Origin of the sequence: Flavobacterium quisquiliarum, from assembly GCF_019308285.1 — a bacterium.
In the GTDB taxonomy this organism is placed as follows: Bacteria; Bacteroidota; Bacteroidia; order Flavobacteriales; family Flavobacteriaceae; genus Flavobacterium; species Flavobacterium quisquiliarum.
Genome location: NZ_WWEM01000020.1, coordinates 88848 through 112616, shown reverse-complemented (window position 1 = coordinate 112616; position 23769 = coordinate 88848). Strand labels below are relative to the sequence as shown.

The window sequence follows — 23769 nt, the reverse complement described above, 5'->3', positions numbered from 1 at the left end:
TCTAAGATTATGCTACATAAAAGTAAAAGTTCGCAAAGCTTTATAGATAAAGCTTTGCGAACTTTTTTATTTGTAAAATTCAACTTAAAAAATTCTTTGCGTGCTTTGCGAAATTCTTAGCGCTCTTTGCGGTTAATCTCACCAGTATGAAGATTAACTGTAAAATGATCTGCCGGAACTTCATGCATGAATTTTTCTAAGATACTGAAGAACAATTTCATTTGTTTTTGTAAAGGTTTTGAAACATCATCTTTAGTATCTAAAAACAGCTTTGCTAAAACTTTATAAGCCGCTGTTCTTCTTTCCGAAACATCGGCAAAAGCCAATTCATCGGCGCTTCTAAAACGGTAAAAATCAATTAGAAGATCATTTCCTGTCCAATTAAAATCTTCATTTGTGAGTTTGTTTTGAGCTAGAATTTGCTGTGATTTCATTTCAGCTGTTTTCCATTCTTTCTCAAACTGAGTTTTATTTTTTAATATAAAATCAAAATCCTGATCGGCTTGTATGTTAGCTAAAACCAGTAAATCTTTAGCAGAAACATTCAAAATAAAATCCTTAAATTCACTTGGCCAATCATCTTTTAGAAAGCGAAGACGTACTAATTCCTTCAAATGAAAATCGGTAAAATCATGATAATTTTTGGTATTTAGAATATCGATATTCCAAATATCTTTAGAGTTTTGACTTTCTAAAAATTGATATTCCATTTTATACAAATCGAATAGTTCATCATACCTCGGAACATTATCAATTGTAATCGTTTGAATATCGACAACATTATCTTTCTTTAAAGTCAGTAATTTATAAGCTGGAATATAGGCTGCAAGTGATGGAGTCTGAATATTTACTAAAGTATTTCCCTTTTGAGTTGTTCTAACTCCCGTGTCATTAATATGCATGTGACCGCCAAAATGAATCTTCAAACCCGCGTCGGCAAAAAGCTGTGCTACTTCTTCTACTGGAACTCGGTTTAACTGCCATTTATTTGGGCCAAGTAATTCTTTTATTTCTGAGGAAGCATCATCATTAAAATCAATCATCGGAAAATGACTGAAAGCAACTAAAGTTTTTCCCTGTTTTTTGGCCTGCGCCGAAATCTCTTCGACCCATTTAATCAGATGTTTTTTATTTGAAAGCACATTATTATAACCCGTACTGGCTTCAGAATAACTTTTAGAATCTTTTGGATCGCCATTCATTTTCTTCGGGATATAAACATTTCCATCAATTGCCATTAACCAAAGTCCTTCAATTGGTTCAACCACATAACTCACATCTGGAACTTGGTAACCAGGCGCTACCTCATACATTCGATTAAATAATTTTGCGCTTTCTGCAGCTTTTTCAAACGAATAATTTTCATTTGTGTAATGAGAAAATGGAGTTGCCCAAAATTTATAATTCTTGTTGGGATAAAAACCAAAACCTTTCAGGTTATCTGTAATTCCTAAATAACCCATTTTAGCAATATCGGCTGTTAGGACAACAGGCTGTTCAATGTGTAGATTGGGCGTATACATACCGTCTTTGCTATAAATGGGCTGACTTTTACCTTCTTTACCTAAAAAATCTTCTTTGCCAGATTCTTGCGCAAATGGCCCAACTGGATCGTGATTTCCTGTAGTAATAAAGAATTCTATTCCGTATTTTTTTTGATATTCATTTAAAATCTTTGCCAAACCGCGAACATGTATTGGCTGACCGTCGTCTGTGTAATCGCCTGGAAGTGCGACATATTTTATCTTTCGCTTGGCGATATCTTCTAACGCTGCTAAAAAAGCAAAATAGTTTTCGTTGAATATTCGAGTTGAATGAAGCTGCGATGACATTGTTCGTACCAAAGCATATTGTCCCGTTTTCGGATTTAAAACGCCTTTATAATCTGAATCTGAGAAACCTCCAAATAAATCCTGAAGATGAACATCGGATAAAAAGGCAATTTGTGTTCCGTTTAAGTTTTTTATTTTTTGTGCAGAAATGCTAAAATTGAAGAAAATAAAAATGGATAGTATATAAACTGAAATGTATTTTGAATTCATAGGTTTTTTAACTTTAATAAAATGGGGACTATTAGAAGCTTGGGACTTTTAATTAACCGCAATTTTATTGATTTTAACCTAAAATGAGTTTATGATAGTGTTACGGAATAATAATGTTTATCACATTCACATATTGAAATCTAAATATGTAATCATATTCAATTATTTCAAAACAGCCTAAATTCCAAGCATTAAGCTTAATTCTTTGTAACTATGAAAAAGAATTGCACCTTCTTGTTTTAAATCTTCATTATTAAATCCATTGGCAAAACCATATACTTTAAATCCGCCGTTTAATCCTGCCCTAACACCTGCAACACTATCTTCTATTACAATGCAGTCTTTCACATCAAATCCCATTTCTACGGCCGCGTGAAGAAAAATTCCAGGCTCAGGTTTCCAGCTTTTAATAACATACGAACTATATATTTTACCTTCAAATCGATCAAGTAAACCTGCAAGTCCTAGATTTAGTCTGATTTTTTCTAACGGTCCGCTCGAAGCAGTGCAATATGGTATTGTAAGATTATCTAGAAAATCAACAATTCCTTCCATTGGTTTAGTTTCCTTTTTGAAAGCTTCGAAACTTCTGTCTCTGTAATTCGACTCAAAATCTTCCGGAAGTTTTTTCCCGATTCCATTTTCAATCTGAACGAAACAATCTTTAAGGCTTCGACCGTTAAATAAATGATAGGCTTTTTCCAATTCTAATTCAAATCCATGCTCTTTTGCCATTTCTAGCAATACTCCGTTTCCTATTTTTTCTGTATCCACCAAAACACCATCACAATCGAAAATAATACATTTAACCATTTTTATTGATTTTCATTTAATTATAAATTCTACTGAAGTAAAAGTCAGCGAATGTAAATTACAAAAAAATATCTATTTTCTTTCTCAAAGATTTTTAACTCATTTTCACTGTTTTGTACAGAATTACTCCTATTTTGTATTTGAATTTATTTTTTGATTTGTACTTTTATAAAATCCTATCAAACCGATTTTTTAAAAATTAAATTTATAAATTTTGAAGAAGTACTTTTTATTTACCGCAATTCTGGCTGGAACTTTTGGTATTCAGTCACAAAACAAAATCATAACCATTAACAATAACTTAAAAGTCGACAGAGAGTTTGAAACTGTTGAGCTGACTAAAAAAACATTAGGACTAACAGCAGATGCTAAACTTGAAAATTATACTATAAAAGATCTCAGCAATAATTCTTTTCTTCAAACTCAAACCGTAGATAATGATGGAGACGGAACAATGGATGTTCTTTTGTTTCAGCCTAAAATTAAAGCTTCGTCTAAACAAGATTTTGAGGTTTTAGTTGGAACTAATCCGAATGCTTCTCAAACAATCAGCTGTTATTCTCGTTTTGTTCCAGAAAGAACAGATGATTATGCTTGGGAAAATAATAAAGTAGCTTTTAGAACGTATGGCCCAGTTGCTCAAAAAATGGTTGAAGATAACGTTCCCGGCGGTACTTTAACAAGCGGCATTGATGCCTGGCTAAAAAGAGTTGAATATCCAATTATCAACAAATGGTATGATAAAATGACTACTGGAAAAGGTACTTATCATAAAGATACAGGAGAAGGTTTAGATAATTTTCAAGTTGGCCCAAGTCGTGGCGTGGGCGGAATTGCCGTAAATGTAGATGGAAAATATTATTTTTCTAAAAACTTCATCAGCTGGAAAACGATCACAACTGGCCCAATTCGAACTAGTTTTATTTTAACCTATGCTGATTGGGATGCGAAAGGCAATAAAATAACGGAATCAAAACTGATTAGTTTAGATTACGGAAGTCAGCTTTCTCGTTTTGAAATCAATATTACAGGAACTAAAACTGTGGCTGCTGGACTAACTCTTCATGATAAAAAAGGAACTACTGGAACAAACCTAAAAGAAGGATGGTTAAGCTATTGGGAACCAATTGATGATTCTGAAATTGGTTTAGGATTGGTTTCGCCAAAAGGCTCATTACTAAGTTTTGACAATCATGTTACAAATGAAATAGATTTGAGCAACTTGTACGGCAATATAGCAGTTAAAAACAATAAAGCCATTTATTATGTTGGTTTCGGATGGAAAAAAGGAAGTCCGTATCAAACGAAACAAGAATGGGAAAAATATTTGAGCTCTTTTGCTGAAAAAATTAATAATCCTTTGACTGTAAAAGTGAAAAAGTGATTTTTCTTTTGCCACAAAGGCACTAAGACACAAAGTTTTTTTTATTCTTTAATTGTAAACATAGCCCGTGGTTTCAACCACGGGAAACGTATTGTGGTTATGCATTGTGTTCCCGTGGTTGAAACCACGAGCTATAATTGAAAATGATCAACTCTAAAAGGGTTATTTCTAAAATCTACAATCAAACAGTTTTCCTCGCAGGAAAATAATTCTCCTTCAAAATAATTTCCAGCGGAATGTAATGGGTATGTTCCGTTTCTTCCTGAAGAACCAATTTCTTATACAAATAATTGATTCCCATATATCCTTGGTCTTCGGGCCTTTGGTTGATTAAAAAATCAATTACGCCTTTATTGAGATATTCAATATTTTCTTTCAATAAATCATAACCAATGATTCGGACACCTTTTATATTGTTTCTGTATAAAAATTCCGCAACAATATAAGCTCTCGAATTGGGAACAAATACGCTGTTGATGCCAGCAAACATATCTAAACTCAATTGATCTATTTTGGAATCTTTTAAAGTAACTTCCGAAAATTTAAAATTCGTCAGTTCGTTATGATCTTTAAAATAAGAATAGAAACCATCAATTCGCTGTAAATAAACCGAAGTACTTTCTATTTCTCTTGTAATTTTAAAAATCAAAACCTGTCTTTCATTTTTTACAGCAAAACTGATTAACCTTCCTGCTAAATAACCACTCTGAAAAGCATTCTGCCCCACATAAGCATGCTGATTTCCTTCAGAAATATTAGAATCGATCATGACAACTGGAATGTTTCTCTTTTGATATTCATTTAAAAACTCAACCGAATCCTGATAAAATATCGGTGCAAATAACAAACCATCGCAATCAAACTGCATTACTTTATGTACGGTTTCTTTGAAAGATATTAGATTATAATCGTAGAAAAAATAATCCAAAACGATTCCGAATTTACTAAACTCAATAGCTGCTTTTTCAATACCATCAACCTGACTTTTCCAATACTCTAAAGTTTCCGACTTCGGAAGAAAAACAGCAAAATGAAATTTTTTATTTAAAGCCAGATTACTTGCCAATATATTTCGTTTATACCCAAATTCATCAATTATCGCATTGACCTTATCAACGGTCTCCTGCGCTACTTGTCCGCGTTTGTGTATGATTCTGTCAACCGTTCCCGGAGAGACATTCGCTAATTCGGCAATTTTTTTGATTGTTATGATATTGATTCTTTTTAAGTTAAAAAAATAAACGCAGTGCGGTAAAACTAATTTATTTTATCAAAAATAAGTTGTTTTACAATGCATTTTACATACATTTGTAAAATACCGTGTACGCACACGGCAAATATACACATAACATTAAAAAAACAATTCTTTTTTTCTGTTATCTATTGAAAACTAACTATTAAAACCAAAAAAATCTATAAAGAATGATAGTAGATTCATTACATAATGCTGCAAAATATTACAGCCTTCATCCTAATTTTCAAAAGGCATTTGATTATGTAAATCAAAATGACATTGCCAATCTTGAAGAAGGAGCATTTGAAATTGGCGAGGGCTTAAAACTAATTGTAATTGTCGGACAAGGAAATACTAAGGAAGAAGCCGTTAAAGGTTTTGAATGTCATGATCAAAATATCGATATTCAGATTTCGATTAAAGGCCCAGAAACTTTTGCATGGAAACCAAGAGAAAAATGTGTAAATCCAAACGGCGATTACAGTGACGAAAGAGATGTTCGTTTTTTTCATGATGCTCCAGATACGTTTTTTCAATTGCAGGAAAAACAATTTGCCATTTTATTTCCTGAAGATGTTCACACAGCAATGATTGGCGAAGGATTATTGAAGAAAATTGTAATTAAAGTAAAAATATAAGGAATGAGTACTATTGAAAATGCGATAGAAGTTATTGTAAAACAAGGAATGCTTCCTTTATATTTTAATGCTGATGAAAACAAAAGTGTTGCGATTTTAAAAACACTTTATAATTCAGGAATTCGAGCGGTGGAATATACTAGTCGTGGCCCTGAAGCTATTTCAAATTTCAATAAATTAATTGAAGTTCGAAATACAGAATTACCAGGAATGCTTTTAGGAATTGGCACCATCAAAAACTTAGCTCAGGCAGAAACGTATTATTTAGCAGGCGCCGATTTTTTCATTAGTCCAGGTTTTGTTCCTGAAGTGGCTTCGTTTTTAATTGGTAAAGAAGTTTTGTATGCGCCAGGCTGTATGACTCCAACTGAAATTATTGCAGCTGAAAATGCAGGAGTAAAATTCATTAAACTTTTTCCTGGAAATATTTTAGGCCCAGATTTTATGAGTGGGATTAAAGACGTATTCCCAGAATTAATCTTTATGCCAACTGGAGGCGTTGACACCACTAGCCAAAGTATTGAAACGTGGTTTAATGCTGGGGTTTCTGCGGTTGGAATGGGAAGCAAACTAATCAGTAAAAAAGTAATGCAGGATGAAGCTTATGATACAATCGAAGAAGAAACGAAAAGAGTTTTGGAATTGATTAAAACCGTTAGAGCTTAAATTTTAAAATCCAAATTTTGAAATTCCAAAATCTGGTAAAAACAAAAGATCAAAATCAAGAACATAAATACTTTTATTTCCAATTTGGAATTTAAAGTATTGGAATTTTTAAATAAACTAAGATGAATTCAATATTTAATTTAAAAGGAAAAATTGCTTTAATAACAGGCGGTGCCGGAGTACTGGGAAGCAGATTTGCAGATGTACTGGCACAGCAAGGTGTTATTGTGGGAATTGTTTCTCAATCATTAGAAAAAGCAGAAAATACAGTTAAAAACATTGAAGCAAACGGAGGACAGGCATTTGCTGTTCAAGCCAATGTTTTAAACAAAGAAGAATTAGAAAAAGTAAAAGACTTAATTGTAGAGAAATATGGTCGTTTAGATATTTTAATCAATGCTGCTGGAGGAAATATGCCTGGTGCAACAATTCAGCCCGATCAAGCAATTTATGATATGAAAAGCGACGATTTACAAAAAGTAGTCGATTTGAATATTATTGGAACTATGCTTCCGACTCAGGTTTTTGCGGAGCTTTTTGCAAAACAGAAATCAGGAAACATCATTAACATTTCATCTGCATCGGCACAAAGACCTTTAACTAGAGTTGTGGGATATTCAGCTTCAAAAGCAGCGATTGACAACTTTACACAATGGATGGCGGTTGAACTAGCGCAAAAATATGGAGAAGGACTTCGTGTAAATGCAATCTCGCCTGGGTTCTTCATTGGGGAACAAAATCGTGCTTTATTATTGACTCCAGAAGGAAAATTAACTCCAAGAGGCGAAAAAATCATCGATCATACACCAATGGGAAGATTTGGAAGTCCTGAAGATATTGACGGAGCACTTTTATTTTTATGCAGTGACATGTCTAAATTCGTAACAGGAACTATCTTAAAAGTAGATGGCGGATTTGCTGCGACAAGTATCTAAAATTTGGCAAAGTCTCTCTCCTGCAAGGTTTTCAAAACCTTGTAGGTATAAATATTTAAAACAATAACTTTAAAATCATACCTACAAGGTTTTGAAAACCTTGCAGGAAATAAAATCAACATTATAAACATGGAACAAACATTAAGATGGTTCGGGCCAAATGATCCTGTTTCTTTACAAGATATCAAACAAACCGGAGCAACCGGAATTGTAACTGCTCTACATCATATTCCAAATGGACAAGTTTGGAGCATTGATGAAATCATTAAAAGAAAAGTCGAAATCGAACACGAAGACGGCGATCCTAAAAAAGGAGCTTCAGGTTTAACTTGGTCAGTTGTAGAAAGTATTCCGGTTCACGAAGACATTAAAAAACAAACTGGAAATTACCTGCAATACATTGAAAATTATAAAGAAAGTATTCGTAATCTGGCTTTGTGTGGGATTAAATGTGTGTGTTATAATTTTATGCCGGTTTTAGATTGGTCAAGAACTGATTTAGCTTATACAGTAGAAGACGGATCTAAAGCTTTACGTTTTGATATCAATGCTTTTGCTGCTTTTGAATTGTTCATTCTAAAAAGACCGGGAGCTGAAAAAGAATATTCAGCAGAACAGACTCAAAAAGCAAAAAGCTATTTTGAAGCTATGACAGCCGAAGATAAAGTAAAATTACAGCAAAATATCTTAGCTGGACTTCCAGGTGCTGAAGAAGCTTATAGTGTTGAAGATTTTCTTGTAACTTTAAGTGCTTACAATCATATTGACAGACAAGCTTTGAAGGATAATCTTTTCTTCTTTTTAAAAGAAATTATTCCAGTTGCAGAAAGTAAAGGCGTTTTGATGGCTATTCATCCAGACGATCCTCCCTACCCGATTTTAGGTTTACCAAGAGTAGTAAGCACAGAAGAAGATTTAATTGAGTTAATGAACGCTGCTCCTTCTCCATCCAACGGATTTACGATGTGTACAGGTTCTTACGGCGTAAGAGCTGATAATGATTTACCAGGAATGGTACGACGCCATGGCGATAAAATGAATTTTATTCACTTAAGAAGCACACAGCGTGACGAAGAAGGAAGTTTCTACGAAGCTAACCATTTGGAAGGAAATGTTGATATGTACGAAGTTGTAAAAGCAATTTTAGAAGTTGAAAAAAGAAACAACAGCACGTTGCCAATGCGTCCCGATCACGGACACCAAATGCTGGATGATTTAAAGAAAAAAACAAACCCAGGTTATTCTGCAATTGGCCGTTTAAGAGGTCTCGCAGAACTACGTGGACTTGAAATAGGGATTAAACGATCTTTATAGATTGTTTTGCCACTAAGGCACTAAGACACAAAGCTTTTTATGTTAAAGATTAAAAGGATTTTGTTTCACGCAGATTTGGCAGATTATAGCAGATTTTATTAATGAATATCTGCGCGCATCTGCTTAAATCTTTTAATCCCGATAGCTATCGGGAGCGTGAAATAAAAAAAGAAAAACTTTGCGCCTTAGTGCCTTAGCGGCAAATCAAAAAAAAAACTTACTAACCACAACCACAAAAACCATGATTCGCCAAGCCATTATTGTCTCCTGTGGCTTTTTTATGAATACCATATTGGCGCAGGAATTACCTAAAATTATTACTTCAAAAATAAACTATCTCCCTGATTTCAGCTATGCAGGCTACCGTTTTGGCGAGAGCCCGATTCCTGAAGTCAATGGAAAAATTATCAATGCAACCGATTTTGGCGTCAAAGCCGATGATCATCTCGATGATTCAAAAGCATTATTAAAAGCTTTCAAAGCGGCTAATGCTGTTGATGGAAATGTCATTTTGCAATTACCAAAAGGAAAAATTATCCTTAGTGATATTCTCTACATCGAAAGAAGCAATTTTGTGCTTCGAGGCGCAGGTTCTGATGAAAACGGAACAGAAATCTATTGCCCAAGACCCATGATGTATCTTAAAGATCCTGAGTCTTTAGCAGAACTTCGTGAATATTTAACCACTTTTGACAAAAGACAGCGTGAGCCCGAAAACAATGTCGATTTGCCTTTTTCACAATATGCGTGGTCGGGAGGTTTTATCTGGACGCAGGTTCCGGGAGAACGCGTAAAATCTTATTTGGATAAATATGAACCCGAAGCAAATGTTCTGGCGAAAGTCAGTTCTGGGAAAATGGGAGAATTTACTATCAATGTTTCTGATGTTAAAAATCTGAAAGCTGGTGATATTGTCGAGTTACAATTATTTAACAAAGAAGGCGAAAACGGCGAAATCATCAAAGATTTATACCAAGGCGCTAAAGTAAAACCAGGATCACATCACTGGCAGTTTCCAAAGCTTCCTATCGTCAGACAGCAAGTTGAAATTCTTAAGATTTCTGGATCAAAAATTACGCTTAAAACACCTTTAACTATTTCAATCAAACCCGTTTATCAGGCAAAATTGGTAGAATGGAAACATTTAAATGAAGTCGGAATCGAACATCTTCGTTTTACTTTTCCTGATACTCCAAGAGTTGCCCATCATGTGGAACCTGGAAATAATGGTATTTTCTTAACCCGTTTATTTAACAGCTGGGTAAAAGATGTTAAAATCACTAATGCAGATAGCGGCATTTTAGGCGAAGAAGTTTCAAATGTAACCGTTCAAGATATTACAAGCGATGGATCACATTTAGCACATTATACCGTAACTTTAGGCGGTGTTCACAATGTACTAGTCAAAAACCTAAAAATCTATAATAAAACCGTGCATCCTTTAAGTTTCAATACTTTTGCAACTAAAAATGTGTATCAAGATTGTGAAATTTTTGCCGATGCACTCTTAGATCAGCATTCAGGTGCCAATCATCAAAATTTATTTGATAATATTACGGTCCATATTACACCAGATAAAAATAACAGTTACTTTTTATTTGGCGGTGGCGGCGCTGAATACTGGAAACCTTCACACGGACCTTTCAGTACTTTTTGGAATCTAAATGTTCAGGTTACCAATCCAGATCTGGCAAAACCTGTTTTATTATACGGAATGAAAGATGGCGCTTTCGCCAGAATCATTGGAGTTCACGGAAATGCAAAATTTGAAATCAAATACGACGTTGACCCATATATCGAATTTTTAAATACGCCAATTGAAAAAATTCCGTCTCTTTATGATTATCAATTACAAAGACGCCTAAAATAAGTTAAAACTGCCACAAAGACTCAAAGTAATTAGATAAACTTTGTGTCTTTGCGCCTTTGTGGCAAAAAAAATAAACGCTATGAAATATAAAATAGCTCTTCTCACCATTGTATTTGTTTTTGGAAATCTATTTTCTCAAAATAAATACCGTCTTAAAAACATCTCCACAACCGACGGACTTTCGCAGAGTTCTGTTATTGCCATACATCAGGATAAGTTTGGACAGATGTGGTTTGGTACACGTGATGGTCTAAACAAATACGATGGAAGTCATTTTACAATTTATCGAAATGATGTTTCTGATAAATTTTCTATCAGTAATAACGATATTTTAGCGATTGAAGAAGATAACTTGGGTAAAATCTGGGTTGGAACTTATAACGGATTAAACTGTTATGATCCAGTTTCAAATAAATTCACGAGATATCTTTATACGAAAGCCAATCAGACAATAAGTAATAATGCGGTTTGGAGTATCAGGGAAATTGGAGGTGAAATGTGGTTTGGAACTTCTAAAGGACTAACCATTTACAATAAAAAATCAGGATTATTTACTTCTATTTTTCATTCAGATGAAGATACTTCAACACTGCCCAGCAATAATATTCAGAGCATTCTAAAAACCAAAAAAGGTGAAATCTGGATTGGAACGACTAAAGGTTTATGTTTGCTTATCAATAGAAAAGGCGGGAAATTTATCTTCAAAAATTATCCGTTTAATAGCGTTGATCTTCTAAATGTTCAATCAGTTATTCAAGATCAAAACGGAGATTTATGGGTAGGAACTAAAAATAAAGGACTTTTAAAATTCGATGTAAAACAAAAAGCGTATGTTTCGTTTTTAGAAGCCAATAAATACAGTGAAATCAATACTGACATTAGATCATTAGTAATTGACAATCAAGGCTCTTTATGGGTTGGTACTTATGATGGAATCTATATTTTAGGAAAAGACAAGAGTCTGCAGAAAATCAATAACAGCAATAACAGCATTGGAATCGACAAAGTAAAATCGGTTTTTATGGATAAAAAAGGATCCATTTGGATTGGCTGCTATTACAAAGGCGTCAATCTTTGGGATATTTCCAATGTTAACTTCTCTAACTATAATCAGAATTCGAAAAAAATTCCAATGAGTTTTGATGTAGTAAGTTCTATCATTACTGATAAAAACCAGAATATTTATTTTGGAACCGAAGGTGGTGGTATTACAATCTTCAATAAAAATACAGAGGCAGTAAGTTATATCAATAGTAAAACGGGACAAACAAACAAAAATGACATCAAAGCGATGTGTCTTTCTGATGATCATATTTTATGGATTGGAACTTTTTCTAAAGGACTATCAGCATATAATACTATTTCAAAAAGAATTGAAGATAATCGAATTACTTCAGATTTAAGTGATTTATTAAAAGATACCGGAGTTTATTCGCTTAAAACAGAAGGAAGTATTTTGTGGATTGGAACTTTTGGAAAAGGTTTGGTTCGCTATAATACTTTGGATAAAACCTTTGATATTCTTGGAAATGATAATACAAAACCTATTTTCCTAACCAATAATATTGTTCGAACCATATTAGTAGACAAACAAAATTATGTCTGGATCGGAACTCAAAACGGACTTAATCGTATTCCGTTAAAAAACTTCAATCCAAAAAAATATACCATTCAGCATTTCTTTTATAATCATGCTGCTTTATCAGGTGATGATATTCTGACTTTATTTCAGGATTCAGAAAAAAGAATCTGGGTTGGAACTAAAGCAAAAGGACTTCATTATTTTGATGGAAAGAGATTCAATCATATTCATCTTAAAATTGGAAATACAGTTATTACTTCTATCCATTCCATTTTACAGGATGATGATAAAAACTTATGGATCAGCACCAATCAGGGAATTATAAAATACAATACTAATAGAAAAGCAATTGTTATTTACGACCAAAAAGACGGATTGGCGAGCAACGAATTCAATGATAATTCGGCTTTAAAACTCGCTTCAAATCAATTCTATTTTGGAAGTCCGTCTGGAGCTACATTTTTTGATCCGACAAAAATTTCATTGAATAATTATGCACCACAGGTTTTAATTACTGATTTGAAAATTAAAAATGAAACGATACATGCCAATGACAAAGACGGTATTTTAGAAAACAGTGTTGGATTTACTCAAACTATAACATTGGACTATGATAAGGCTAATTTTACTATTAGCTTTGCCATACCCAATTATATTCGATCTAAAAATAATCAATACAGTTATCGTTTAACGGGATTAGAAAACAACTGGACAACTACAAAAAATACCGAAGCCAATTTTGCCATTCAAAATCCGGGAACTTATACTTTCGAAGTTCGCGGTGCTAATAATGATGGAGAATGGAATCAGAAACCTACGACTTTAACAGTAATCGTAAATCCAGCTCCCTGGCGCAGTATCTGGGCTTTTTTATTGTACGGAATTGTTATTGGTTTGGGATTATACGGCTTGATTTGGATTATGAAATCAAAAGCCAGATTGAAACAAAAACTGGAATTAGAATATTTGGAAACCAAACGTATTGAAGAAAACAACAAGCTTAAACTGGATTTCTTTACGAATATCTCGCACGAATTCAGAACTCCACTGACTTTAATCCTAGGACCTTTACAGCAGATTCTAGCCGACTATAACGGAACAAATGAAATGTACAAAAAGCTTTTAGTGATTGAAGGCAGTGCCAATCATTTACTGAGTTTGATTAACCGTTTAATGGATTTTAGAAAACTCGAAAATCATCAGGTTACATTGGAATCGGCAAACGGGAATATTGTCAAATTTACTCGAGAAATCTACTTATCATTCATAGAATACGCCAAAGACGGTAGGTACGATTATACATTTGAAACTTCAGACGATGAAATTCTGGTTTATTATGATCGTTACAAACTCGAACGTGTATTTTATAATTTGATTTCGAATGCTTTTCGATATACTCCAAAAGGCGGTACAATCAACATTAAAATCAATCACGACCAGGAAAACCTTTTTATAGCGGTTGAAGATTCAGGAGTTGGAATAGCTGAACAACATATCGATAAAATATTTGATTTGTTCTTTGAAGTCCCAACACATAATCAGGTTCAGAAAAACTATAATAAAGGAACCGGAATTGGACTTTCAATTGTAAAAAACATTGTAAAACTCCATAAAGGTTCGATTGATGTCACCAATAAACCAACTGGAGGTGTTGTATTTAAAGTAACGTTACCTCTGGGACGTGAACATCTTTCGGATAATGAAATTATTCCTGATTTTAAAATCAGTGATGATGTTGAGCAGTATGCAGCACAGTTAGAACCTTCTGAAGTTATCGAAAATGAAGATATCGAAGATTTAATTGTCAACGAAGAAAAACAAACCATTCTCCTTGTTGAAGATCATAAGGTTTTGAGAAAGTTCATGAAAAACTTACTCAAAAAAGACTACAATATTATTGAAGCCGAAAACGGAAAAATTGCTTTTGAGAAAGCTTTAAAATATGTTCCAAATTTGATTATCAGCGACGTTATCATGCCTGAAATGGTGGGAACTGAATTATGTTCTAAAATAAAAGAGAATTTAAAAACCAGTCATATTCCTGTAATTCTTTTAACATCCAGATCTTCATTAGTCTATAAATTTGAAGGATTGGAAAGCGGTGCCGATGATTACATCAGTAAACCATTTAATTTAATGGAATTCAGACTTCGTGTTAAAAATCTTTTGAACACAACCGAACGTTTAAGAATCAAATTTTCAAGCGAAGACAGTTTTATTCCATCAGAAATTACAGTTTCATCATTGGATGAAGAATTATTGAAAAAAGCGTTTAAAATTGTGGAAGAGAATATTTCAAACGAACAATTTGATATTCCATTTTTCTGTTCTGAATTGGGTGTCAGCCGAACCATGTTATTTTTAAAAATTAAGGCTTGGACCAATTGCACGCCAAATGAATTTATTCATGAAATTAGATTGAAACGTGCTGCTCAATTATTGGAACAAAATAAACTGACCGTTTCTGAAGTAAGTTATAAAGTTGGTTTTAACAACCCAAAATATTTCAGTAAATGCTTCCAGAAAAAATACGGGGAAACTCCGTCACAATATGCAGACAAATTTTATAAATCTTCTGCAACAATTTAAAAAACCTTTGTTTTAAAGGCTTAAAAAAGGGTATCTGTATTTTTAGATACCCTTTTTTGTATTTCTATATCGTTTTCGGACTCTACATTTGCGATATGAAAATCAGAAAATCAAACTTCTTGTTATTGCAAATTGTATTTGTCATTCTCATAATCGGAATGAGTTTGCTGCTTTTCTACTTTATCTAAACTTATTAACCTTAAACCGAAAAATGAATGTTTACAAACCAAAAAAACAAGCCGTTTAAATGGTGTTTACTGGTGTCTTTTTTACTGGTGAATTTCATGATGAATGCACAGGAAAGAAAAGTTACCGGAAAGATAACTTCAAGCGAAGATCTACTTGGACTTCCCGGCGCAAATGTCTATATCAAAAACTCCTCAGTTGGAGCTTCTGCAGATATGGATGGAAATTATACTGTTATAGTATCGGAAAAAAATGCCGTTTTAGTTTTCAATTTCGTCGGATTTCAGACAGTTGAAATTCCAGTTGGAACTAAAAACGTAATCAATGTTAGTCTAAAACCCGATGCAAAAGCACTTGACGAAGTGATTGTAGTAGGATATGGAACACGTAAAAAAAGCGATATTACAGGTTCTGTTTCTTCTGTAACAGCAAAGGAATTAACTGCTTATCCAGTACTAAATGCAGAACAAGCTTTACAAGGACGCGCAGCTGGGGTTTCTGTACAAACTAATAATGGTGGAGAACCTGGAGCTCCAGTAAAAATTAGAGTTCGAGGTGGAACATCTATCAATGCCAGCGGTGACGCATTAGTGGTTGTAGATGGATTTGCAGGCGCCTCTATGCCAGCCCCTCAGGATATTGCTTCTATAGAAGTATTAAAAGATGCTTCGGCTACTGCTATTTATGGTTCTAGAGGTTCAAACGGTGTTATCATGGTTACCACTAAAAAAGGAAAACCAGGAAAACCAGTAATTGAATTCAGTAACTCTACATCAATACAATCTGTAAACAATAAATTGCATTTACTGAATGCCGATCAATTTGCCGCATATAGAAAAAGTTTTACCACGCATACACAAGGTCCAGCAAATACAGACTGGCAAGATGTAATTTACCGTGACGGAATGATTTCGAATACGCAATTATCATTTTCAGGCGGTTCTGAAAATATCAAATATTACGTTTCTGGAACTTATTTCAACCAAAATGGAGTTGTTATCAATTCTGGAATTGACAAATATACCATTGTAAGTAATCTAGAAGCAGATTTGACACCTAAATTCAAAGTTGGTCTTAATACTTTTACAAGTAAACAAAACAAAGAAGGAATTGTAAGCCAAACAAGTGCTGGAGGAACTGGTGCAGCGGGCGTAATTGCATCGGCTTACCGTTTTATGCCAGACAAAGGAATTTACAATGCTGATGGTTCTTATACCACAACGGCTCCAATTGGTGACGATATTGACAATCCATACGCAACGGCAATGGAAAACATTCTAGAAACTGTTTCTATTGTAAACAGAAACAATTTCTTCGCTCAATATCAAATCACAAAAGATTTAGATTTTAAAACCACTTTAGGTTTGACTGACAGTAATTCTCAAACAGGTAGATTTATTCCGTCGACTTTAATTGCAGGAAAAAATATAAAAGGAGAAGCTTCTGTTAACAATACTCGTTTTTCTTCTTTCTTAACAGAAAACTATCTAACTTTTAAACGTGAAATTATCGACAAAGGAATCTTAACTGTTCTTGGAGGATATTCATATCAAAAAAACAAAAACGAAAATTCGTATGCAGCTTCAAGAGGTTTCTTAACCAATACGAACTCTTACAGAAATTTAGGTGCTGGAACAGTATTCTTAAAACCTGATTCTGGTTTATCTGAAACCGAATTGATTTCTGCTTTTGGAAGGCTGAATTTTGATTATGACGATCGTTACTTACTGACTTTTACAGCAAGACGAGATGGTTCATCAAGTTTTAGTAAAAACTACAAATATGGAACTTTCCCTTCTGGAGCAATCGGATGGAATATTGGTAAAGAAGCTTTCTTAAAAGACAATAAAACCATTTCAAACTTAAAATTAAGAGCGAGTTATGGTGCAACTGGTAACCCTTCAATTGGTGCTTACTCTACTCTTTCTCGTTTCTCTGAAATTTATTATGTGAGTGGTGACGTAATTGTAAATGCAGTTCAGCTGACTTCATTGGATAATCCGAACTTAAAATGGGAAACATCGTATCAGCAGGATTATGGAATTGATTTAGGTTTATTCGACAACCGAATCAGCATAACAGCAGATTATTATAAAACCATTACAAAAGATTTGTTGTTTAACAGACCGCTTCCGGGAGTTTCGGGAATTGCAACACAGCTTCAAAATGTTGGTGAATTGGAAAACAAAGGATGGGAATTAGGAATTAATACCAAAAACTTCATCGGTGCCGATTTTACTTGGTCAACTAACTTCAATATTTCATCAAACAAAAACAAAGTATTAAAATTAGCCGATAACAAAGACTTATTGATCAATTCTGCTCCAGGACATTTCCTGGCAACAGAATCTCAGATTTTAAGAGTAGGACAACCTGTAGGTTCTTTCTTTGGGTTTGTTTATGATGGTGTAATTCAGCAGGGAGAAACTATATTACCAGGAAACTTTGAAACTATTGCTGGAGGAGAAAAATTCAAAGATGTTAATGGAGACGGAAAGTTAGATTCGCAGGATAAAACCATTATTGGAAACCCAAATCCTGATTTTATTTTCGGATTCAATAATGATTTCACTTATAAAAATTTAGATTTGAACATCTTTTTTCAAGGATCAGAAGGCGGGCAAATTTTAAACTATACTTTGATGGAATTGGCATCTGGAAACAATAATGCTACTACAGAAGTTTTAAATTCTTGGACTCCAACAAATACAAATACTGATGTGCCTATTAATGCGGCAAGAACAAAAAGAATTACGTCAAGATTTGTTTATGATGGAAGTTACATTCGGCTAAAAAACATCTCCTTAGGATACAGTTTAGATGAAAGTTTTGTTTCTAAAATGGGATTAAACAAAGTTCGTTTCTATGTAAGTGCCCAAAACATCTGGACGATTACAAATTATCCGGGAACAGATCCTGAAACAAGTTACTTAAATGACAATAATTCAAGAAGTAATACTTATCTAGGGTTAGATTACGGTGGATATCCAAACGTGAGAACGTTTACAATGGGTCTTAATGTGAAATTCTAGTTTAATAAAAAGAATCATGAAAAAATATATAGCTTTTTTATTTTTAGGAACAATCATCTTTTTGGGATGTTCTGATTTGGAAGAGAAACCAGTAGGAATTATTCGTCCAGATAACTTTTTTAATAATACCGATGATTTACAAGCAGCTGTAAACGGCGCTTTTGCCAACATCGCCCACAACAATTACTGGGGAAGAGAATTTACAATCGCTTTAATGCTTCGCGATGATATGGCCGATATTGGCGACAGAACTACTCAAGCCGCACGTATTGATGTAAATGATATGAGCATGAATGACACCAATGCTCTTGTTGCAAACTTCTGGCCTCAATCGTATGTTATTATTACAGCAGCGAATCAGGCAATTGAAGGTGCTAAGAAAACACCAGGCGATCCTGCAAAAGTGAATGCGATTGTAGCTCAAGCTTATTTTGCAAGAGCTTTTGCTTACTATCATTTAGTACGCTTATTTGGAGATATTCCATACATTGATTTTGTGGTAAATGATGTCAATCAGATTAATTCTATGAGTAAAACTAAAGAAGCTGATGTTTATCCAAAAATCATTGCTGATTTAGAATTTGCCAAACAATGGCTGGAAGACAAACCAAAAGTAAAAGCCGTTCCGGGAAAAGGAACTGCTGCAGGTTATTTAGCCTCTGTTTACTTAACTTTAGGAAATTTTCAAAAAGCTTATGACGAAGCCAAATACGTTATTACAAACGAAGCCAAATTTGGTCTAGGTTTGGATGCCGATTTTCAGGATTTATTTAACGCTACTAAAACGGCTACTTTGAAAGAACCATTGTTTACAGTAGATTTTAATAACTTAACTTCAGGAAATTACGGCCAGGATTATACAGCCTTTTTTACAGGTTCATTGAAAGACGACAGTTATAGTTACGGACAAGGATTCTCGGTTGCCGTTCCATCATTGAAAGTATTCAATACTTGGGATCAGAGAGATTACAGAAGAGCGGTAAGTTTTGATACGATTATCAGAAAAAAGACAGGTCCTGGCGGTGCTTTACAGGTTTATCCTTCGAGTGATAACGAAAAAGCGCCTCGTCCGCATATTGCTAAATATTTCCGTTTTCCAGGAAAAGCAGGTGCTAATGGAAGGACTTCACAGCACAATTACATCACAATGCGTTTTGCAGAAGTCTTATTGACTGCTGCAGAAGCTTTAAACGAAATTACACCCGGAACAACGGAGGCCGATGGTTATGTAAACCGTGTTCGTGCTAGAGCTAGAAATAAAGCTGGAAAACTGGTCTCTTTCCCTGCAAACGTAACTCCAGGATTATCTCAAGCCGATTTTAGAAAAATGGTAATTGACGAAAGAAGATTAGAACTGGCTTTTGAATACGTAAGATGGTATGACATAAAGAGATTAAAAATTGGCCCAGAAGTATTCGGCCCAAATGGCTTGGAACCACATGCTAATTTCGATCCAAATAAAGATTATTTATGGCCATTGCCGGGAACCGAATTGGCTATCAATCCGAATTTAAAGCCAAATAATCCTGGTTATTAATTAGATTACCCTTTTTTAAACACATAGAAACATAGTTTAGATAACGTAGAAAGGCGTTTCACTTGCTATAAGTAAACAGAGCTATGTGTCAATGACTAGTCATTTTTTATTTACTCAGTCAGAAATAAAATCTATGTTTCTATGTGTTTAAAAAAGACATTAAGCAGTTACACAATATATATTATTTTAATATGAAGAATGTTAATTTCATTTCTCTAATTCTTGGGTTTGCATCGCTGGCAACAGCGTGCAAATCCGGAATTAATTCTCAAACAAAAACTCCTTTATCTGTAAATAGTCTGCTGGACACACGTTACAAAATGTTGTTGGATTATCCTGTAGATTCTATGTCCATGCCAAGAAGCATGAACATTAAAACCAACGAAATACGTAAAGTTCCATCGAAAGATTGGACAAGCGGTTTTTTTGCTGGAAACCTTTGGCAGTTGTACCGATTAACAGGCGATTCAAAATATAAAGAACAAGCCGAAAAATGGACGCCTTTCAGTAAAAAAGAAAGTGTCAATAAAAATTCGCATGATGTAGGTTTTAAAGTGTTCTGCAGTTTTGGAGAAGCACTGAAAGTGGAAAACAAGAAAGAATACGAAGCCGTAATCGTTAAAGGCGCAGAAACATTATGCAAAAGATTTGATCCAAAAGTAGGTTCAATCCGTTCTTGGGATTTCAATAAGGAAATTTGGGATTATCCAGTTATCATTGATAATATGATGAATTTGGAATTACTTTTTGAAGCTTCAAAAATATCTGGAAATCCAAAATATCGTAATGTTGCCATTCAGCATGCCAATACCACTTTAAAGAACCAATTTAGAGACGACAATAGCTGTTATCATGTTATTGATTATGATCCAAAAACAGGCAATGTAAGAAAGAAAACCACGCTTCAGGGTTATAATGACGATTCGGTTTGGGCACGAGGTCAGGCTTGGGCAGTTTATGGTTTTACTATGGCGTATCGATATACCAAAGATGAAGCTTATATAAAACAAGCCGAAGCTACTGCTCTATTCTTTATGGCAAATAAAAACCTGCCGGAAGACGGAATTCCGTATTGGGATTTTAAAGATCCAAGCATTCCAAATTCGGCTCGCGATGTGTCTGCTGCAATGGTTATGGCTTCTGCTTTATACGAATTGTACGGATATACTAAAAAAGAAAATTATCTGGCTTTTGCCAATAAAATGATGACTTCTGTACAAAGCAAAAATTACATTTTAGATGCCAACATTAAGGCTCCCTTTCTTTTTGATCATAGCACAGGAAACTGGCCAAAACATGATGAAATTGACGAACCGATTATCTACGCCGATTATTACTTTCTAGAAGCCTTACTTAGAAAAAGTAAGATAGATGCAAAGTAACAAAGTGACAAAGGCTTCCTGCCTTAGTAACTCTGAATCTCTGAGCCTTTGAACCTAAAAAAAGCCTTATAACCTTATGAAAAAACGACATTACAATACATTTTCAATTTTTGCACTTTTTGTTTTGTTTCAAATTTGTCTGAGCAGTTTTGCTCAGACAAAGAGGAACATTAATGACAATTGGCTTTATTTAGAAAATGATACCCAAAACTTAAACGAAGCACAAAAAGCATCAGGCTGGACTTCTTTAAACTTACCACATACCTGGAACGCCGAAGACGCAACCGATTTATACCCTGGTTACCGTCGTGATGCAAGCTGGTATCAAAAGAAATTAGATATTCCTCAAATAGACAAAAACAGCGTTTATTCTTTATACTTCGAAGGCTCAAATGTCACTACAAATGTGTATGTGAACGGAAAAGAAGCTGGAAGTCATATAGGTGGTTATATTGGTTTTTCTATTGATATTACCAACTTCATCAAAGAAGGAAACAATGACATTTTTGTTCGTGTAGACAATAGCTACGATATCGAAATTATTCCATCACAAAAAAGTGATTTCTTTATTTATGGCGGAATTACACGCGATGTATGGCTGGTTTCACAATACAAAAATCATATTGATAACATAAAGATTACAACACCAGAAGTTTCAGCTAAAAAAGCTTCTGTACATATTTTTTCTTCATTTGCAAATTCAGATAATTCAAAAGATTTGTCGTTAACGGTTACGCTTTCAAATCCGAAAGGAAAAAAAGTAGTCAGCAAAACCATTCCTGTTTCAGCTAAAACTTCAACAATTACTTTTGAAAACATTAAAAATCCTGAACTATGGGATACTGACAAACCAAATTTATATAAACTGACAGCTATTTTATCAGAAAAAAATCAAATCCGAGACAGTGTTTCTGAAAAAGTAGGTTTTAGATGGTTTGAATTTAAAGATCACGGGCCATTTTACCTTAACGGAAAACGTCTGCTTATTCGAGGAACTCACCGCCATGAAGAACAAGCCGGAGTTGGCGCTGCGATGAGCAACGAACAGCATTGGGCTGATATGAAATCAATCAAAGAAATGGGTGCTAATTTTGTCCGCTTAGCGCATTATCCTCAGGATCCTGAAGTTTATAAAGCCTGTGATGAACTTGGTCTTTTGGTTTGGGATGAATTGCCGTGGTGCCGAGGCGGTATTGGAAATGAGGCTTGGAAAACCAATACCAAAAACATGCTGGAAGAAATCATCAATCAGAATTACAATCATCCGAGTATTGTTATCTGGTCTTTAGGAAACGAAATCAACTGGCTTCCTGATTTTCCTGATGGAGATAATGATAAAAGAACCAATGCTTTCTTAACCGAATTAAATGATTTGGCGCATAAATTGGATCCAACCCGAAAAACGGCTATCAGAAAATATTACGAAGGTTCACATATTGTAGATGTATTCTCTCCTTCTATCTGGTCTGGATGGTATTCTGGAAGTTATAAAAGCTATCAAAAAGCAATTAACACTTATAAAAAAGAATACAAACATTTTATTCATGCTGAATATGGCGGTGACAGTCACGTAGGTCGTCACAGCGAAAACCCTGTTACAGGGGAAAATGTGATAAAAGCAGAAGGCTGGGAAGAAGCTATTGTTCAGACAAAAGTGGCGAATATTGCTCAAATTGGAGATTGGAGCGAGAATTACATAGTCGATTTATTTGACTGGCATTTGCATGTATCCGAAAATGATCCAACGTTTGTTGGTAATATTCAATGGGCATTTAAGGATTTTGCAACACCATTACGTCCTGAAGATGATATTCCGTACATGAACCAAAAAGGACTTACAGACCGCAACGGAAATCCGAAAGATGCCTATTATGTTTTTAAAAGTTATTGGGCAAAAGAGCCTTTCACTTACATCGAATCACATACCTGGACAGAACGCCAAGGGCCTGAAAACACACCTAGAACAATCAGCGTATTCAGCAACTGTGAGAAAGTAACTTTATTTCATGACGGAAAATCATTGGGCGAAAAACAACGTAATCTTTCTCTATATCCAGCCAATGGCTTAACCTGGGATGTTACCTTCAAAAAAGGAGAAAACATCTTGCTTGCGATTGGTAAAAACAAAGACGGAAAAACCGTTTCTGATACCATAAAAGTGAATTATCGTTTTAATAAAAATGATACCGCTTCTTCCCTGCAATTATCTGCAGAGAAATTGAAAAATGGGAATTATCTAGTAACAGCTATTGCGATTGACAACAACAATTTGCGTTGTTTAGATTATGAAGAAAGTGTTTATTTCCAATGCTTGAAAGGTGGTAAAACATTAAAAAATCAAGGAACTCCAACTGGAAGCGAATCCATTAGAATGGCAAATGGAAAAGCATCTATAGAAGTGATTCCTGATGGCACAGGCAAGCCAATTGAAATGACGGCACTCAATCAAAGTTTTAAAGGGGAATATTTGAAGATTCCTGTTGAGTAAAATTTTCTGGCCACAAAGGCACTAAGCTTTTTTAGCTTGGTTTGTCATCCTGACAAAAAAAAAAACTTTGTGCCTTA

General features: G+C 34.3%; 14 protein-coding genes. 11 read left to right on the top strand and 3 right to left on the bottom strand.

Annotated features, from left to right (window positions below):
• Positions 1-116: 116 nt before the first annotated feature.
• Both GSY47_RS08590 and GSY47_RS08585 read right to left on the bottom strand, forming a co-directional pair.
• Entirely contained in the window at positions 117-2042 is a 1926-nt protein-coding gene (locus tag GSY47_RS08590; protein ID WP_179005663.1) for a metallophosphoesterase family protein, read from the bottom strand.
• A gap of 177 nt (positions 2043-2219) precedes the next feature.
• Positions 2220-2855: an HAD family hydrolase gene (locus GSY47_RS08585; RefSeq protein WP_179005661.1), complete on the bottom strand. Its 636-nt coding sequence runs from the start codon at positions 2853-2855 to the stop codon at positions 2220-2222.
• A gap of 214 nt (positions 2856-3069) precedes the next feature.
• On the opposite strand from GSY47_RS08585, the gene GSY47_RS08580 reads away from it, so the two are divergent.
• Positions 3070-4239, top strand: a complete 1170-nt coding sequence (locus GSY47_RS08580; RefSeq protein ID WP_179005660.1) for a DUF4861 family protein — start codon at positions 3070-3072, stop codon at positions 4237-4239.
• Between the two features lie 181 nt (positions 4240-4420).
• Here GSY47_RS08580 and GSY47_RS08575 read toward each other — a convergent pair whose 3' ends face one another.
• Positions 4421-5434: a LacI family DNA-binding transcriptional regulator gene (locus GSY47_RS08575; RefSeq protein WP_179006325.1), complete on the bottom strand. Its 1014-nt coding sequence runs from the start codon at positions 5432-5434 to the stop codon at positions 4421-4423.
• Positions 5435-5661: 227 nt separating this feature from the next.
• On the opposite strand from GSY47_RS08575, the gene GSY47_RS08570 reads away from it, so the two are divergent.
• The 10 genes from GSY47_RS08570 (at position 5662) to GSY47_RS08525 (ending at position 23692) form a co-directional block, all read left to right on the top strand.
• Positions 5662-6111 (top strand): YhcH/YjgK/YiaL family protein, encoded by a 450-nt coding sequence (locus GSY47_RS08570; protein WP_179005658.1) that lies wholly within the window; start codon positions 5662-5664, stop codon positions 6109-6111.
• A gap of 3 nt (positions 6112-6114) precedes the next feature.
• Complete coding sequence (locus GSY47_RS08565) at positions 6115-6777, top strand: bifunctional 4-hydroxy-2-oxoglutarate aldolase/2-dehydro-3-deoxy-phosphogluconate aldolase (RefSeq protein ID WP_179005656.1); 663 nt, start codon at positions 6115-6117, stop codon at positions 6775-6777.
• 122 nt (positions 6778-6899) lie between these two features.
• The gene (locus tag GSY47_RS08560) at positions 6900-7712 is read left to right on the top strand and encodes an SDR family oxidoreductase (RefSeq protein WP_179005654.1); all 813 of its coding nucleotides are present in this window, start codon (positions 6900-6902) and stop codon (positions 7710-7712) included.
• A gap of 129 nt (positions 7713-7841) precedes the next feature.
• On the top strand, positions 7842-9026 hold the full coding sequence (gene uxuA / locus GSY47_RS08555; RefSeq protein WP_179005652.1) for a mannonate dehydratase: 1185 nt from the start codon (positions 7842-7844) through the stop codon (positions 9024-9026).
• 241 nt (positions 9027-9267) lie between these two features.
• Positions 9268-10896: a DUF4955 domain-containing protein gene (locus GSY47_RS08550; protein WP_179005650.1), complete on the top strand. Its 1629-nt coding sequence runs from the start codon at positions 9268-9270 to the stop codon at positions 10894-10896.
• A gap of 79 nt (positions 10897-10975) precedes the next feature.
• Positions 10976-15067, top strand: coding sequence for a two-component regulator propeller domain-containing protein (locus GSY47_RS08545; RefSeq protein ID WP_179005648.1), 4092 nt, complete (start codon positions 10976-10978; stop codon positions 15065-15067).
• A gap of 215 nt (positions 15068-15282) precedes the next feature.
• The gene (locus GSY47_RS08540; RefSeq protein WP_179005645.1) at positions 15283-18285 is read left to right on the top strand and encodes a SusC/RagA family TonB-linked outer membrane protein; all 3003 of its coding nucleotides are present in this window, start codon (positions 15283-15285) and stop codon (positions 18283-18285) included.
• A gap of 16 nt (positions 18286-18301) precedes the next feature.
• Entirely contained in the window at positions 18302-19822 is a 1521-nt protein-coding gene (locus GSY47_RS08535; protein ID WP_179005643.1) for a RagB/SusD family nutrient uptake outer membrane protein, read from the top strand.
• Positions 19823-20013: 191 nt separating this feature from the next.
• The gene (locus GSY47_RS08530; RefSeq protein WP_179005641.1) at positions 20014-21204 is read left to right on the top strand and encodes a glycoside hydrolase family 88 protein; all 1191 of its coding nucleotides are present in this window, start codon (positions 20014-20016) and stop codon (positions 21202-21204) included.
• A gap of 76 nt (positions 21205-21280) precedes the next feature.
• On the top strand, positions 21281-23692 hold the full coding sequence (locus tag GSY47_RS08525; protein WP_179005639.1) for a glycoside hydrolase family 2 protein: 2412 nt from the start codon (positions 21281-21283) through the stop codon (positions 23690-23692).
• Positions 23693-23769 lie beyond the last annotated feature (77 nt).